Annotated in this window: 14 protein-coding genes and 1 pseudogene; 3 read left to right on the top strand and 12 right to left on the bottom strand. The window is 66.3% G+C overall.

Annotated elements, in window-relative coordinates; genetic code table 11:
- Window positions 1-465, bottom strand: a complete 465-nt coding sequence (locus AWC27_RS25510; protein WP_085673089.1) for an acyl-CoA thioesterase — start codon at window positions 463-465, stop codon at window positions 1-3.
- Between the two features lie 14 nt (window positions 466-479).
- Here AWC27_RS25510 and AWC27_RS25505 point away from each other — a divergent pair, with 14 nt between their 5' ends.
- A complete protein-coding gene (locus AWC27_RS25505) occupies window positions 480-1,592 on the top strand; it encodes an alcohol dehydrogenase catalytic domain-containing protein (RefSeq protein ID WP_085673087.1) in 1,113 nt (370 codons plus the stop codon).
- Between the two features lie 13 nt (window positions 1,593-1,605).
- Here the strand turns inward: AWC27_RS25505 and AWC27_RS25500 are convergent, their stop codons facing one another.
- The gene (locus AWC27_RS25500) at window positions 1,606-2,799 is read right to left on the bottom strand and encodes an enolase C-terminal domain-like protein (protein ID WP_169726865.1); all 1,194 of its coding nucleotides are present in this window, start codon (window positions 2,797-2,799) and stop codon (window positions 1,606-1,608) included.
- A gap of 399 nt (window positions 2,800-3,198) precedes the next feature.
- Between AWC27_RS25500 and AWC27_RS25495 the strand changes: the two genes are divergently transcribed.
- Both AWC27_RS25495 and AWC27_RS33065 read left to right on the top strand, forming a co-directional pair.
- Entirely contained in the window at window positions 3,199-4,452 is a 1,254-nt protein-coding gene (locus AWC27_RS25495) for a YcaO-like family protein (protein ID WP_085673083.1), read from the top strand.
- Window positions 4,449-5,891 (top strand): annotated as a pseudogene (locus tag AWC27_RS33065) (TfuA-like protein); the annotation flags it as partial. The gene AWC27_RS25495 and the pseudogene AWC27_RS33065, both read left to right, overlap by 4 nt.
- Here AWC27_RS33065 and AWC27_RS25485 read toward each other — a convergent pair.
- From AWC27_RS25485 to AWC27_RS25440, 10 genes are read right to left on the bottom strand one after another with little or no spacing between them, the layout of a single operon-like run.
- A complete protein-coding gene (locus tag AWC27_RS25485) occupies window positions 5,883-6,806 on the bottom strand; it encodes an alpha/beta hydrolase (protein ID WP_085673081.1) in 924 nt (307 codons plus the stop codon). The pseudogene AWC27_RS33065 and the gene AWC27_RS25485 overlap by 9 nt on opposite strands.
- Window positions 6,803-7,513, bottom strand: a complete 711-nt coding sequence (locus tag AWC27_RS25480) for an SDR family NAD(P)-dependent oxidoreductase (RefSeq protein WP_085673079.1) — start codon at window positions 7,511-7,513, stop codon at window positions 6,803-6,805. The genes AWC27_RS25485 and AWC27_RS25480 overlap by 4 nt, the downstream gene beginning before the upstream one ends.
- 2 nt (window positions 7,514-7,515) lie before the next feature.
- Window positions 7,516-7,902, bottom strand: a complete 387-nt coding sequence (locus AWC27_RS25475) for a nuclear transport factor 2 family protein (protein WP_085673077.1) — start codon at window positions 7,900-7,902, stop codon at window positions 7,516-7,518.
- Window positions 7,899-8,633, bottom strand: a complete 735-nt coding sequence (locus AWC27_RS25470; RefSeq protein WP_085673075.1) for an HpcH/HpaI aldolase family protein — start codon at window positions 8,631-8,633, stop codon at window positions 7,899-7,901. The genes AWC27_RS25475 and AWC27_RS25470 overlap by 4 nt, the downstream gene beginning before the upstream one ends.
- Entirely contained in the window at window positions 8,630-9,598 is a 969-nt protein-coding gene (locus AWC27_RS25465; RefSeq protein WP_085673073.1) for a zinc-binding dehydrogenase, read from the bottom strand. Before AWC27_RS25465 ends, AWC27_RS25470 begins: the two co-directional genes overlap by 4 nt.
- A 1-nt stretch (window position 9,599) precedes the next feature.
- On the bottom strand, window positions 9,600-10,772 hold the full coding sequence (locus AWC27_RS25460) for a cytochrome P450 (RefSeq protein ID WP_085673203.1): 1,173 nt from the start codon (window positions 10,770-10,772) through the stop codon (window positions 9,600-9,602).
- Between the two features lie 47 nt (window positions 10,773-10,819).
- A complete protein-coding gene (locus AWC27_RS25455) occupies window positions 10,820-11,524 on the bottom strand; it encodes an NIPSNAP family protein (RefSeq protein WP_085673071.1) in 705 nt (234 codons plus the stop codon).
- Window positions 11,521-12,036, bottom strand: a complete 516-nt coding sequence (locus AWC27_RS25450) for a hypothetical protein (RefSeq protein WP_085673069.1) — start codon at window positions 12,034-12,036, stop codon at window positions 11,521-11,523. The genes AWC27_RS25455 and AWC27_RS25450 overlap by 4 nt, the downstream gene beginning before the upstream one ends.
- Window positions 12,037-12,087: 51 nt before the next feature.
- Window positions 12,088-13,257 (bottom strand): CoA transferase, encoded by a 1,170-nt coding sequence (locus tag AWC27_RS25445; protein WP_085673067.1) that lies wholly within the window; start codon window positions 13,255-13,257, stop codon window positions 12,088-12,090.
- A gap of 10 nt (window positions 13,258-13,267) precedes the next feature.
- The gene (locus AWC27_RS25440) at window positions 13,268-14,851 is read right to left on the bottom strand and encodes an HNH endonuclease signature motif containing protein (protein WP_085673065.1); all 1,584 of its coding nucleotides are present in this window, start codon (window positions 14,849-14,851) and stop codon (window positions 13,268-13,270) included.
- Window positions 14,852-14,882: the final 31 nt, after the last annotated feature.

Genomic DNA, 14,882 nt, shown 5'->3' with positions numbered 1-14,882 from the left:
TCAGCCGGCTACACAGGCGGTTGCGAGCAGTGTTCGGATCCCATCCGGGATCGGTACCGGTCGACGGGTGACCCGGTCGACATAGACATGCACCCAATGTCCGAGGGCGGTGATCGGTTGCGCCTGCTCGCTGGATTGATCGACCCGGAACACGCCCAGCCGATAGGTCACACTGCTGCGTCCCAGCCGCGTCACCGCCAAGCCCACCGCCAGGCTTTCCGGAAAATGCAGCTCCGCGAAGTAGCGGCACCCCGATTCGGCGACGATGCCCAGCTCCGCAGAGCTGAGCGGGTCCAGGCCGGTCGTGGTGTTGATCCACGCGTTGATCGCGGTGTCGAACAGTTGGTAGTAGACGGCGTTGTTGAGGTGACCGAACATGTCGTTGTCGGCCCAGCGGGTGAGCACCGGCCACAGCACCGGGAAGTCGCTGCTGGTGAGCTGCTCCGGGGCTGGTCCTGAAGTCATGGTTGTATTCGAACATGATCCACATCCGGGGTGCGGTGCTGGATCGGATCGGATCGCCCCGGCCGTACGCGCGGTCAAAACCGATCAGCGTGGTCGACCTCGAACTTGATCCACCCGGCAGCGACGAAGTGCTGGTCCGTATCGAGGCCGCCGGCGTCTGCCACTCCGACCTCTCGGTAGTGGACGGCAACAGGGTCCGGCCGGTGCCGATGCTGCTCGGTCATGAAGCCGCCGGAATCGTCGAAGTGGTCGGCGACGGGGTCAACGACTTAGCCGTCGGCCAGCGCGTAGTGCTGGTGTTCTTGCCCCGCTGCGGCCACTGCACGGCGTGTGCGACCGAGGGGCTGACGCCCTGCGAACCCGGCAGCGCCGCCAATGGGGCGGGGACCTTGCTCGGCGGCGGAATCCGACTGCACCACAACGGAAATCGCGTGTTCCACCACCTCGGCGTGTCGGGCTTCGCGACGCATGCCGTCGTCAACCGGGCCAGCGCCGTCCCGGTACCCGACGATGTTGGGCCCCAAGTCGCGGCCCTGCTCGGCTGCGCGGTATTGACCGGTGGCGGTGCAGTACTCAACGTGGGCAATCCGCGACCGGGCCAGTCGGTGGCTGTCGTCGGCCTGGGCGGTGTCGGCATGGCCGCGGTGCTTACCGCCCTGACCTATGCCGGGGTTCGCGTCGTCGGCGTCGACCGGTTGCCGGAGAAGCTGGCCGCGGCGCGCGCCCTGGGCGCCCACGAGACCTATACACCCGAACAAGCCGCCGAGGGCGGCATCAAGGCGGCCGTGGTCGTGGAGGCCGTCGGACATCCCGCGGCGTTGCAGAGCGCAATCGGCCTGACCGCGCCGGGCGGTCGCACGATCACCGTCGGCTTGCCACCGCCGGATGCCCGGATCACCTTGTCGCCGTTGGGATTTGTGGCCGAAGGGCGCTCACTGATCGGCAGCTATCTCGGCTCGGCGGTGCCCAGCCGCGATATCCCCCGGTTCGTGACGCTGTGGCGCTCGGGCCGGCTGCCGGTGGAGTCGCTGGTGTCCTCGACGATCCGGCTCGACGACATCAACACGGCGATGGATCACCTGGCCGACGGCACCGCCGTGCGTCAGCTCATCAGCTTTGACTCGTAATAGCGTTCGGGCGCTAGCGCGGGTGCAGTGGCGCGACCGGTTCCACCGGCGTCTCGGGTAGGCGGTGATCGTCGATATAGCCCCACCGGATTTGGTAGCCCAGGCCGGGCGCTTTCGGCAGGTCGACGAATCCATCCTGGCCAAGCGGGTCACCGGCGCTCCCGAGATAGCACGGCGCGGCGTCATAGCGGACGCCCGGCCCCAGCAGGCCACGCTCGTAGTACTCGCACACGTCTTCGCTCGTCGCGCCCAGGACTTGCAGGTTGCCAAATCCGCTCATGTGGATCTCGCAGCGCATTCCGACCGCCTCGCACATCCCGGCCAGTTTCATCACGCCGGTGATGCCGCCGCGCAGGACGTCGATGCGGCTGATGTCGGACGCGGTCCGCAGGATCCAGTCCGCCCGTGTGTAGATACCGCCGTCGGCGATTTCGGGTGAGCAGATTGGTATTTCGAGTTCGCGAGCCAGCTTCACATATGACTGCACCCGAAACTCTGGCATCGGATGCTCATACCAATAGAAGCCGAGCCGTTCGAGTTCCCTGCCGACCCGCAGCGCGTCTGCGTAGGTGTGGTAGGTACCCCACGGGTCGAACATCAGCACCATCTCGTCGCCGACCGCGGATCGAACAGCTCGGCACACCTCGATGTCGTCGTCCACATAGGACGGTCGTGGCAAGGCGGGCTGACGTGTCGCGGGGTTCCAGTAGTGATACGGATGGATTTTGTAGGCGCGATAGCCCTGGCGCTGGCACTCGACGGCGTGCGCGGCGTACTCGCCGGGACTCCCAAGATTGTTGAAACTGCTGGCATAGGCCTTGACTCTGTCCCGAGCGCCGCCCAGCAGCTTGTACACGGGCAGACCGGCAACTCGACCCGCCAAGTCCCACAGGGCCAGATCAATTACGCTGCAGACGTTTTCAGGCAGCTTGGCCGCCCAGAGCTGCCGCCAGATCTCGGCCCGGTCGAAAGGATCCTGGCCGGCTAGAAGTGGGCTCAAGAATTGAGCTATCAGTGCTCGGTCCCCGGGCAGCAGCCCGTCCTGGTCGCCGTGGAAGTGACCACCGAAGTAGTAGCCCTCCGCGCCCTCATCGGTGAGCACCTTGGTGACGGTCTGCACCACGCGGTAGTCCGTAAGCAACTGACCGAACGAGATTCGGTCGACGAACGTCTCGAACGGTATGACCTCGAGACCGGTGATCTTCACAACGGGATCCTCTCCAAAGAGCAGATTGTTCCGCGAAGGAGGCCGCTCGCAGTAGAGGCGAAGGTCATGTAGCCGCTGCAACAAGGGGTTGCAATGTTATCAATCAGTCGATAATATTTGCCGGACATAGTTGCACTAGGCAATCATCGTTATAGCCAGCCGCTTCACCCCGTATGGAAAGCAAGAGGGGAGGTGACATGACCCACGAACTTCTGTTCGGTGAGAAGGAGGCCGCATACTCCGCGGCGCTTCTGAACTACTCGGCCCACGACATCGCCGAGTAAGCAAACGCATCCACGGGAAGACACCGGCGGGGATCTCGTCATCACCGAATCCGAGTCTGAGATCCCCGCTGAATCCCCTCCCCACGTCCCCTGAGCAGCACGAAGCAGGTCAGAATTGCCTCACCCCGGCCGCAGACAACCGAATAGCGCGCCAGTCGGGCCGGATTGGTCTTATTGGCCGACAAGGGTTTTGGGGCACTGCGACCCCGCGACCCTCGGTCATCGGGCGAGCACCCATCGGGTCATCTCCCCCGCTGAAACGTGGGTGGCAGTACAACCGATGCTGGAAACGGCGGGCATTACCCGCGTCGCCGATCTGACCTGGCTCGACGATCTCGGAATTCCCACCTTCCAGGCGGTGCGGCCGGCCTCGCTGACGCTTTCGGTCAGCCAGGGTAAAGCCCCCACCCACCGTGCCGCCCAAGTCTCGGCCGTCATGGAATCCCTCGAGACCTGGCACGCCGAAAACGTCGCCCCCGACTTACTATTCGCGACTACCGCAGATCTTGGCCCCACCTTGACCTATGATCCCACGCGACTTCGCCAGCAGCCCGGCAGCCTTTACCACCCCGGCGCCAAGTTGGACTGGATGGTGGCGACGACGTTGCTGACCGGTCGCCGAACCTGGCTACCGTGGGCGGCCGTCGCGGTCAACATCGCCGTCGGCCAGCACTGGGGAGCGCCCATGTTCACGATGGATACCAGCGGATTGGCCTCGGGCAACAGCTATTACGAGGCCGCTCTGCACGCGTTGTACGAAATCATGGAACGCCACTGCCTGGCTACCGCCAAGCCTGGAATGACGCTCTTCGAGGTACCGCTCGACGACGTCGCCGACTCGGCCAGCGCCGAACTGGTCGAGAGGATTCTCCGGGCCGGAAGCCAACTGCAGATCGCCCGGATCGACACCTGGGACGATTTCTATTGCTTTGCCGCTGAACTGACTTCAGAGATGGCCGACGTCCCGTTCTGCGGCTTCGGGCTGCATCACGATCCCAACGTGGCGCTGTCGCGCGCCATCACCGAAGCCGCGCAATCGCGTCTGACGGCCATCAGCGGCGCCCGCGAGGATCTCTCGCCGGCGATCTATCACCGCTTCGCCCGGTTGCACACCTATGGCCCGGCCGCCAGACCTATGCAATCGATACCCGCCGCCCAGCCCACCCCGTGGCACATCGACTGCACTGACTCGCTGATTGACCTCATCGCTGCCGCGGCCACTGCCGTGGCCACTCGTTCAGGCACCGAACCGCTCGCGGCCGTATGCGACCTCGCCGACAGCTGCGTTCCGGTGGTCAAGGTCGTTGCCCCCGGCTTGACAGCGTCGGCACGCTCGCCCATCCGCACACCCTTACCGGAGTCCGCATGACCATCCCAGGCAGGGTCGTCGTCACCGCCGGCCCCACGATCGGAGCCGACGACATCCGCGCGATCGTCTCCAATGCCGAAGTGGTACCGCCGATTTCGTTTGGCGACGCCTTTCGCTACGGGCTAGGACCGGGCGATACGCTGCTGATCGTCGACGGACTATTCTTCCAGCATCCCTCGGTGCGGCACAAAGAACTGCTGACCCTGATAGCCACTGGGGTACGGGTGGTCGGCTCGTCGAGCATGGGAGCCCTGCGCGCAGCGGAGCTACACCCGTTCGGGATGGAAGGCTACGGCTGGGTCTTCGAAAGCTACCGCGACGGGGTCCTAGAGGCTGATGACGAAGTCGGCATGGTGCACGGCGATCCGGACGACGGCTACCCGATCTTCGTCGACGCATTGGTCAACATTCGCCAAACGCTGGCACGGTGTGTCGAATCCCGGTTATTGACAACCACATTGGCCAACCAGCTGATCGACGTGGCGCGCTCTCTGCCCTTTACCATGCGCACCTGGAATCGACTGCTCGACGAGGCCGGCGTATCCGAAATCCGGGGTCTGGCACGCCGATTGCGGTCACTGCGCGTCGACATCAAACATGCCGACGCCGTGCTCGCGCTGCAGCAGATCGCCGGTGGCCGCGCAAGCGCTGCCGTGCGGCCCGCGCCGCCGCCCACCATTTGGTCCCAGCACTGGCAGCGACTCTGGGCACCCGCGGCACCGGAGGCCGTAGCAACCGAACACAGCCACGAGACCGTGATCGAAGTTCGCGACTGGGACATCCTCTCGCTCCTGAGCGTGTGCGCGACCGACCGATGGGCCTATCTACCCGCCCTGGAACAAGTTGCCGCCTGGTACTGGACCTTGACCCACCCCTGGTACAACGGCAACGTCCGCCAACTAGCCGCGCTGGCCATCGCCGAGATATCCGCCGACAGCCCGGAAGCGGCGCTCGAGGCGATTGCCCACCGCTACGCCCTGGCGACCGGCATCATCGGTGAGTCCGGTTTTCCCAAGTCGGTCAGCTCCGCTTGGCTCACCGCCGAAGAGAACCGGACTCTGGGTGACGACCCGATCGCCGTATCGGCCCGAGTGGTAACCCGAACACTGTTTCTGCCACCTTCCCTACCCGCCGTCGACCACTTTCTCGACCTGCTTCGTGGTGACCCGCGGCTGCCGCAATGGCGCGCAATTGCCGCCCAAGCCTTGGCGATGCGCGACGAATTGGCTCGCCGTAAACCGCAATTGAACCTGCACCGGCCCAATCCCGAACATCTCAAGCACCTCTTTGCCCAGCGCTGGGGCACCGAGGTGAACCGCATTGAACTGGCCCGCCGGGGACTGATGACCGACGACGCGTTCTATGCCGCCGCCACCCGATTCGCCGTCGCGGCGGTCGATGATCAACTGCCCGCCATCACCGTGGGCACCCTAGGTCCGCAACGCCCTGGCCAGCGCGTCACCCTGCAGCGCGAAAAGGCGTTGGCTGGTAGCCCAGTCGGGCAGCAGCGAATCGAATCCGTGGCACACGCCTGGGAATACGTGCAACTCGGCGGACACCCCGGCGCCAAGTAGGCGCACCGCGTAATCCACCGCTTCGTCGCGGAACGGGTCGATCTCGTTGCAGGTGATCAAAGCCGGTGGCAAACCACCCAATTGGCGGCGCCTACCCGGGGCTGCGTCGGCTGATCCGGATTGGCCGGCCAGGTAGTGGCCCCACATCAGCTCTGCCCCCTCACCGTCGAACGCGGGGGTGGCCCGGAATTCCATCATGGATGCGCTGGGGCGGTCGTCGAGCACCGGCTGGTGCAGCATCTGGAACACGACCGGCGGCAGCGATCGGTCGGCGGCGCGCTGCGCCAGGCATGCGGCCAGGGTGGCGCCGGCGCTGCTGCCCGCGACGGCCAGGCGGGCTGGATCGATGCCGAGTTGCGCCGCATTGCCGGCCACCCAGTTCAGCACTGCCGTGGCGTCGTCCAGGGCAGCCGGATAGGGATGCTCCGGAGCCAGCCGATAGTCGACGGATACCACGGTGCACGGTACGCGGCGGGCCAGCTCCAGACACTGCCGGTGGTCGGTGTCGAGGTTGCCGAGCGCGAAACCCCCTGCATGGCAGTAGATCACGGCCGGCGCAGGTGATGTCTCGGCGCCGCGGTAGATACGCACCGGAACCGAGCCGGGTTCGGCGGCCGCGTGCCCGATGGCCACCCCGGTCGTTTCCTCGATGGTGTTACGACGGCGCTGGTTCATCGATTCGCGGATGAGCGGGATCGCCTCAGCCGTGAAGAGTGTTCGCGTCGTCGCAACGGCGTGCAGTGCCGGATCCAGCCGATTTACGGCGTCCAACTCGGTCATCGGATCTGCAGAGATTGGCCGCCGTCGACCACGAGTTCTGCACCGGTGATCAGCGACGCTTGTTCGGAGACCAGGAATGCGACGGCATCGGCGACCTCGCCCGGCTTCCCCAGCCGGCCGAACGTCGATACCGCGGCCAGCCGCGCCTGGGTGGCGTCGTCCAGCATCGGTGTCGCTATCGGCCCGGGGAATACGGCGTTGACACGTATGCCATCCGGGGCGAGTTCGGCCGCGGCGGTTTGCGTCAAGCCCCGAAGTGCCCATTTCGCCGATCCGTAGGCGCAGTGCTGCGGGAACGGCCGGATCGCCCCGGTGCTGCAGATATTGACGATCGCCGCGTGCTCGGCCTCCCGTAGCCGGCCCAGCACCGCGCGCATACCGAGGAAGGCGCCGAGACAGTTGACCCGCCAGGACTCCTCGAAATCCGCGGCGGTCTCGTCGGCCAACGCAGCCCGGTGCAGCACCCCGGCGTTGTTGACCAGGGTGGTCAGAGCCCCGAATCGGGCGACGACGTGGTCGACGGCTTGCGCCCACTGTGCCGCGTCGGTGACATCAAGCGTGATCTCGAGCACGTGGTCGTCGTCGAACCCACCGGCTCGCAGGTCGCAGGCGGCCACTGAGACGCCCTCGGCGCGTAGCCGTTTCACGATGGCGCCGCCCTGCCCGCCGGCGGCGCCGGTGACGAGTGCGACCCGGGGCGCGGCCATGGTCAGTGCACCTCGGGAGTATCGCTGAGGCCGTGGCTGGTGACGAATCGGCAGCGGCGCCGCCGAAACAGCCATTTCCCGTCTCGGCGGATCAGCTCGTCGTCGTAGAGCGCGGGGCGCAGGGCAAGGTCTCCAGCCCGGACGAATAGCACTTGGGAACGCGCGGTCGCGGTATCCCCGCGCATGTCGATCTTGGATACGCCGGTGAGATGCAGTCCGCGCGGTGCGTCCCGGAACATCCGGCCGATACCGTCATGGCCGGCAAAAGTCCGCCCGTAAACCAGAAATTCCGCGTCAGACGCGAAGAGCTGCACGCACGCGGCCACGTCGCCGCCGTCCAGCGCGAGCGCATATGCGGCGAGCAGCTCGCGGATTGCGGCGTCGGTCATGGTGCGGTCGCCTCCCGCAGGTAATCCGCCGCGCCGCGCCGCAACGCCTGCGATTCGGCGGCCAGGGTGATCATCCGAAAACCCAACCGTGCCATGTCGCGTCCCATCTTCCCGTCGCCGGCATGGATTCCGGTGATCAACCCGGCATCGGTGGCCGCACGATGAATTCGGCCTATCGCGTCCAAGACCTTGGCGTCTCGCAGGGCGCCGGCCACGCCCACCCCCATGGACAGGGCCAGATCCGCTGGGCCGACATATATTCCGGCAAGGCCGTCGACGGCGCAGATCTCGTCGATGCCGGACAGCGCCGCGGCCGTCTCGATCATGGCGAAGACGCCGGCCCGGGCTTCCAGGACGGCCGGATCGTGCCCGAGGCCGGTACGCAGCGGGCCGAAGCTGCGCACACCCGCCGGCGGGTAACGGGTGGCGGCCACCGCGGCGGCGGCCTCATCGGCCGACTCGATCATCGCAATGATCACCGCGTCGGCCCCCGCGTCGAGCACCCGCCCGATCGGTGCCGCGTCGGCGTTGGGTAACCGCACGGCGGTGGCGATCGGAACATGTTCGAGACGCCGCAGCAGGCCGGCGACGTCGGCGTCGTCGAGATAGCCGTGCTGGGTATCGAAACCCACGTAACCGTAACCGGCCCTGGCGAATTCCTCGGGGCCGAGCAACGTCGGCCCGGTGATCCAGCCTCCCCAGATCGGCATGTCGCGGTCGAAGACCCTCATCGCGTGATCGCGATCTTGACCCGTTCGGGAACCGGCCGGCAAGCCAGATCGAACGCGGCTTGTACGTAATCGACACCGAAGGTATGCGTGAGATAGACCTCGAGCAGGTCGGGGTGTGCGGCGGCGAACTCGCCGGCCAGCTCCAGCATTCGCCGCCGGTCCAGTGTCACACCGGATTTCAGCGTCAGGTTCTTGCGCAGCATGCTTCGCATGTCGATCGGATACGCATCGTCGTCGGCCACACCGCAGTAGAATACGGTCCCGCCCGGTGCGGCAGCGTCGATGGCATGCCGCAAAGTCGCCACTTGATGTCCGACGGCCTCGATGACGACGTCGGCGCGGTCGGCGGGGTGTAGTTGACTGACCCACCGATCGCTGGTGGCGCAGACGGCGTCGTCGACTCCGTATGCACGCGACAGGTTCTGCCGGTCAACGGGATCGACGCCGGTGACGTGCTGGGCGCCGGCCGCGTTGGCGACGTAGGAGAACAGCAGCCCGATCGATCCCTGGCCGATGATCGCCACGTGCCGCCCGGCCAGATCGGGCAGCTGTTCGCACGCGTAGAGCACACACGCCAGCGGTTGTAGGCCGATCGCCTGCGTCGGCGTCAACGCGGGATCGTAGGACGCCACACCGTCACCGTCGGTCACCACGCGTTCCATCAGCCCGTCGAATCCGGAGGCCCAGCCCACCACGAGATCGCCCGCACAATGATCGGGATGCCGGCTGGCGATGACCTCGCCGGCCACCTCGTGGATCGGAAAGCCGTCCTTCTCCGCGGCGCTACGACCGTCGTCGCCGGGGAGCCGGCCGCGGGCCCCACGGAAGGCCGGTAGGTCGCTACCACAGACGCCGGCGGCCGAAAACCTCAGCAGCACTTGGCCATCGGCCAACTCGTCCGGCTCCTTGTCCGGGATCGACGTCCGCTCGAACCGGTAGGGGGCAACGATCCGGTATGACCACACGTCAGACCTCCACCGGGATCTTGTTCCATCCCCATTGAAAGCTGGACGGCAATCGGGTGGCGTCTTGGCTTCGGATCGCGAAGTCGGGGACGCGCCGCAGCCATTCCTGCACCAGCACAGCCACTTCCAGCCTGGCCAGGTGGTAGCCGATGCAGAAGTGCTGGCCGCGCCCGAATGCCAGTGAGCGCCGGATGGGCCGGTTCCAGATGAACTCATCGGGCTCCGGATACTCCCGCTCGTCGCGACTGGCCGAAGCCAGCAGCGTGATAATGCGCTGGCCGGGCCGGATGGTTTCGCCGTGAATAGTGAAGGGTTTGCGGGCCGTTCGAGCGAACCATTGCGCGGGCGCGCAGTAGCGGATCATCTCTTCGCGCGCGACCGCGACATTGCCGGCCGGGTCCGCGCGCACGGCGGCCAGCTGGTCGGGCCGCTGGCTGAGCTCCCACAGCCCGTGCGCCACGATCTTTGGCACGGTTTCGGTGCCGCCGATGAAGATGCAGAGCATCTGGGTGGCGACCTCGACGTCGTCGAGGGCGCTGCCGTCGGGCAAGCGGTAGCCGAGCAGGCCGTCGACGACGGGAAGGTCCCCCTTGGGTTGAGCTCGCCGGCCCTGCACCACCGGCACCAGGAACTCCAGGTAGTTGGGCCGCGCCGCCGCGGTATCGACTCCGACGCCGGCCTCGGCCAGGCTGCCGGCGTTGACCGCGGCCAGCACTTGTGGCGCGAGATCTGGTGATATGCCTAGTAATTCGCATACGATGGCGGCGACGACGATGCCGCCGTAATCCTGAGTCAGGTCGAACGATCCTTGGGGCAGCAACATGTCGAGTCGCTCGTTGGCCAGCACGCGAATCCGGGATTCCAGCGCGGTAACCGACTTCGGCCGCAACGGCTGCGAGTGCGCGCGGCGGATCTCCCCGTAGAGGTCGACGTCGAAGACCGCGTGGAATGGCAACGGGTGCAGGGGCGGATCCTCGACCGGTCCGTCGTTGTGCCGGGCCAGCACCGACGCCGGTGGCAACGTTCCCTCCGAGGCGACGAAGGTTCCGTCGTTGACCTCGAGCACCTGCCAGATGTCGGCAAATCGGGCGAGCGCGTAGGTATCCCACTGCGGCAGGTAATACAGCGGATACTCGTCGCGCAAGACGCGGTAGTACGGCAGCGGGTTCGCCATCACCTGCGCGTCGAACGGGTCGTACGAGAATTCCGTCTCGGCCGCGTTCACTGCAGTGGCGACGGCGGTAGAGCCTGCAGGATCGAGTCTTCCCAGCCGTCGCGCAAAGCCGGCGCCACACTCATCCAGGTGACGATCTCGGCGGGCGGGCTCTCCTTCCAGGAGGGGTAGTGGTTGGCGAAGCACTCCCAGCCGCCTTCGAGCGCCCAGTAGTGAATAACCTCGTTGAAACGGAAGGTCGTGGTGAAAGAGCCGAGCCAGTGCTTGCCGGTGCGCTCCGACCACGGTACGTAGAGACGTTCCAGCTCGCGGATGTAGTCGTCCTGGCGACCGGGCTTGGTCTGCATGATTTCTTGAATCACCAGCGGTGCAGCGAAATCGGCTTCTTTGAGTTGGGCCAGGGTCTTGTTGCTGGGGCCGGGATACATGATGCGCCCCTCGCCCGAGGCGCCGATACCGGCCAGGAACGCGGCCCATTTGCCGGCCGCGGCCTCATGGCTGCCGCCGCGCGCCTGGGCGGCCCCGATCCTGGCGTAGTCGGCGAAGGCGTCGATCTCCCAGATGATCGTCACTTGCGGCCAGTGGCCGTTGTAGGAGGTGCACTCCCAGACGGCGAACAGCCGGGCGCCGAGCTCGGTCATCATCGGTTGATAGGTGCCGACGAAAACCTCGGTGAAGCGGTCACTTCGCCCCGACCCCAGCGCAATCGTCTCGTGCAGATACAGCAGCGTGTGGCCGTAGTACCTCTTCATGGCGTGTCGGTCAGCAGCGTCTCGGTGGGAGCGATTGACGGACAATGCATTCCGGCCGCTGCGAGCGCTTGCCCCTTGAAGGCGCGTGCGGCGCTGCTGAGCACGTGCTGCACGGCGGTCATCCGGCGATCCATGCCCAGCGGCCAGCCGTCGCCCCATAGGGCGACTTCGGTAAGCGGGTGATCGAGCGCCATCCGCACGCGTTCGCGAACACGATCGTCGGCCGCGAAGGCCGCGGCACTGACGGCCAGGGTTTGACTCGACGCGCCCAGCCCCGACTCCAGATCGCCCATCCGGACCCCGAGGATGCGCAGTGGCCGGCTGTCACAGTCATGTGGCAGTAGCACGGTGACTTCCCAGCCGGCCATCGCCCGGTCGTACAGCCACCCGCCGGCGGTATGCACGACGTCGATGGCATCAGCGGCGACGACGTCGAGTCGATAGCGCAGACACTCCCCGTCTGCGCGTCCTGGGCACGCAGCATTGACCCGGTAAGTCTGAAGACCGACCATCCGGACAGCGTGACACTTTTGCTGAAATTTGTAAAGCTTGGGTGGTGGTGGTCAGGGCTCGCGGCGTGCGACGAGCTCGGCCAGCACTTCTTCTGTGTGCTGGCCGAGTCCCGGTGCTGTAGAGCGCGGCGCAGATGGCGTGCCGTGGAAATCGGCGGGCGTGGCCACCATCAGGACGCTCGAGTCACCATCGGGCACGTCAACGAATCCGCCCGCGGCGTGAAACTGCTCGTCAGCCACGACGTCCTCGACCGTATTGATCGGCGACCAGAAGAAGTCGGGTTCGGAGGCGAAGGTTTCGGCCCATTCGTCGAGCGGCTTGGTCGCGAAGATCTCGTCCAATGCCGCGATGAGTCCCACCGCGTTGATGGCTCGGGTGCGGGCGTCGCTGTAGCGAGGATCGGTCAACCATTCGGGGTGACCGACCACGCGGCACAGCGGGGGCCAGTGCCGATCGCCCTCGAGGCCGACGATCCAGAAACGTCGCCCGTCGCCCGCGGTGTAGTTGTTCATGCACGGGTTGAACATCGATTCGCGCTGTCCGAGCATGATGGGCTGCCCGGTCATCAGATAGGTGTTGAGGTCGAAGCTGACCGTGTAGGCGCCCTGGCGATAGAGCGAGGTGCTGACCAGTTGACCGGTTCCGGTGCGCTCGCGGGCAAGTAGTGCCGCACACACCGCCGCGGCCAGCGTCATACCGGCCGAGTGGTCACCCATGCCACCCCGCTGGAAGGGGGGCGGGTGGCCAGGCTGGGTGAGCAAATCGGCAATACCGGCCCGCGACCAGAACGCGGCCACGTCGTAAGCGGCACGGTCGGCGTCGGGTCCGGTTTCGCCGTAGCCGGTGATCAGGCCGTAGACCAGGCGAGGGTTGCGCACCGCCACCGAGCCGAAGTCCAGACCGAGCCGGTCCAGCGCCCCCGGTCGTAGGTTGGTGACGAAAACGTCTGCATCGGAGAGCAATTCGAGGGCGGTGTCGCGGCCAGCGTCCGTGCTGAGGTCCAAGACGATGCTGCGCTTGGACCGGTTGTCCATTTCGAACGGGGGATTGACCCCCGGCTCGCACCCCAGCATCGGCCCGAACAACCGTCCCGGGTCGCCGGTGGGTGGTTCGATCTTGACGACATCGGCACCCCAGTCGGCCAGGATGGCCGCCGTCGCCGGAGCGGCCACCCAGACTCCCAACTCGACGACTCTGATGCCTGCTACCGGTCCACCCATGACTGGGACTCTAGAACGGCGGGTCGTCGGGTAGGGGAGCTGGCATGGGTTCGTTGGGTGTCCAGTCCGGTGGGAGTTCCTCGGGCTCGCGTGGATCGTTGACCCAGCGGCAGAATGGGCTGGTGCTCGGTGTGCGCTTGAACAGAAAGAGCATGTCGCGCATGTGGTTTCGGAACCGCCGGTCGGCGAGTTCGCGCTCGCGGGCGCGGGCCAGCCAGCGCTCGTAGGCGTTGACCGGGCGCTGTTCGCGGTTGTGCTTGCGCGCGCGGGTGATTCGGCTAGCGCGCTGCCGTGATCTGTTGCGCCGATTGGGTGTGGGCGGCGCGCACGGGGGTTTTCGCATCGGCCCGAACAAATCCACCCCGGCCGGGGCGGTGCGGTAGGTGTGCCCGGCCGGGGAGGTCCAGATCACGGTGCCATCGGCGAGTTGTTCGTCACGCCAACCACCGAAGGTTTTCAGCCGATGATGCTGACGGCACAGGCATTTGAGGTTTTCAAACACCGTCAAGCCACCGCCGGCGGGATCGGCATGGTTGAACGCGATGCTGTGGTCGAGATCGCAGATTGCCGCGGGCCGGGCACAGCCGGGGAAGCGACACGTCAAATCCCGACACCGCACCGCGCGTTCCAGCGCCGCCGAAGGTTGATAGCGCACAGCTTGCAGCGGGCTGGTCTCGGGGTTGATCACCTGCAGCGCGGCGGCGGCCACCAACTCACGCACCTGCCCGGCATCGATGACCCCGTAGCCCTCCAGGTAGCCCGGCTGGGTGCTGGTGCCATAGACGGTGTCGGCGCTGGCGACCACATTGATCACCACTTTGGCTCCCTGCCCAGCGCGCTCGGTGTCGCTGCGATGCGGACACTCCGGCCGCCCACACGCGCAACCCAGCCCTCGACTATCGCTGAGACAACCCAACGCATCGGCGCGCCGCTGATCCAGCGTCCGCGGATCACCGCGGCATACCTGCTTCGCCAACTGCGCCAGGCGCCGATCAAAAGCGGTGGCCACAGCGGCCTCCACCGTGCCGTACACCTCGGCCATCCCGTTGTCCAGCGCACGGATCCCAATATGGCGATCGGCGTGGGCGGCGGCCTGGCGCTCGCGGGCAGCATCGGGATCCAGGGTGCGCACCGCGGCATCCACCGCGTTGATGATGCGCTGGCGCGACCACCCCTGCCAGGCACCGATACGCTCGGCCAGCGACGCATCCAGACGCGCAACCAACTCCGCAGTGACCAACTCGGTGCGCCCAATGATCAAGCGCACCGTGCGCCAATCGGTACGCCCCTGCGCCAACAACGCCGCAATCGCCGGCAACCGCACATCCAACGCCTCAGCATCAGACACCAGATAACTGGCCGCCAGCGGCGACAGATTCATCGCCGCAGCCACCTCGGCCCTGGTCTGGTCAAACCCATCGATCTCGGCATGCTCCACCCGGCCCGCAACCCGCTCGGCCGCAGCCACCCGATCCCGCAGCAAGGCCGCCACCGCCGCCATCCGCCGCGCCACCAACATCGACTCCTGCCGATACGTCGCTTCAACCTCGGCCACCAACGCGGCGGGGCTCAGCCCCCCCAAGGATTCGAACATACATTCGACTGTAGCCGTGCCCACCGACACG

The sequence above is a fragment of the Mycobacterium szulgai genome, from assembly GCF_002116635.1.
GTDB lineage: Bacteria > Actinomycetota > Actinomycetes > Mycobacteriales > Mycobacteriaceae > Mycobacterium > Mycobacterium szulgai.
Note: the sequence above shows the minus strand (reverse complement) of the source record. Positions and strands in the feature narration are given on the sequence as shown.

What these genes read in the sequence shown, in the direction of transcription:
- AWC27_RS25455 (WP_085673071.1), bottom strand. Translation starts at nt 11,524, where the DNA reads ATGAAGAGGTACTACGGCCACACGCTGCTGTATCTGCACGAGACGATT.
- AWC27_RS25450 (WP_085673069.1), bottom strand. Translation starts at nt 12,036, where the DNA reads ATGGTCGGTCTTCAGACTTACCGGGTCAATGCTGCGTGCCCAGGACGC.
- AWC27_RS25475 (WP_085673077.1), bottom strand. Translation starts at nt 7,902, where the DNA reads ATGACCGACGCCGCAATCCGCGAGCTGCTCGCCGCATATGCGCTCGCG.
- AWC27_RS25480 (WP_085673079.1), bottom strand. Translation starts at nt 7,513, where the DNA reads ATGGCCGCGCCCCGGGTCGCACTCGTCACCGGCGCCGCCGGCGGGCAG.
- AWC27_RS25460 (WP_085673203.1), bottom strand. Translation starts at nt 10,772, where the DNA reads ATGGCGAACCCGCTGCCGTACTACCGCGTCTTGCGCGACGAGTATCCG.
- AWC27_RS25505 (WP_085673087.1), top strand. Translation starts at nt 480, where the DNA reads ATGATCCACATCCGGGGTGCGGTGCTGGATCGGATCGGATCGCCCCGG.
- AWC27_RS25485 (WP_085673081.1), bottom strand. Translation starts at nt 6,806, where the DNA reads ATGACCGAGTTGGACGCCGTAAATCGGCTGGATCCGGCACTGCACGCC.
- AWC27_RS25440 (WP_085673065.1), bottom strand. Translation starts at nt 14,851, where the DNA reads ATGTTCGAATCCTTGGGGGGGCTGAGCCCCGCCGCGTTGGTGGCCGAG.
- AWC27_RS25470 (WP_085673075.1), bottom strand. Translation starts at nt 8,633, where the DNA reads ATGAGGGTCTTCGACCGCGACATGCCGATCTGGGGAGGCTGGATCACC.
- AWC27_RS25510 (WP_085673089.1), bottom strand. Translation starts at nt 465, where the DNA reads ATGACTTCAGGACCAGCCCCGGAGCAGCTCACCAGCAGCGACTTCCCG.
- AWC27_RS25445 (WP_085673067.1), bottom strand. Translation starts at nt 13,257, where the DNA reads ATGGGTGGACCGGTAGCAGGCATCAGAGTCGTCGAGTTGGGAGTCTGG.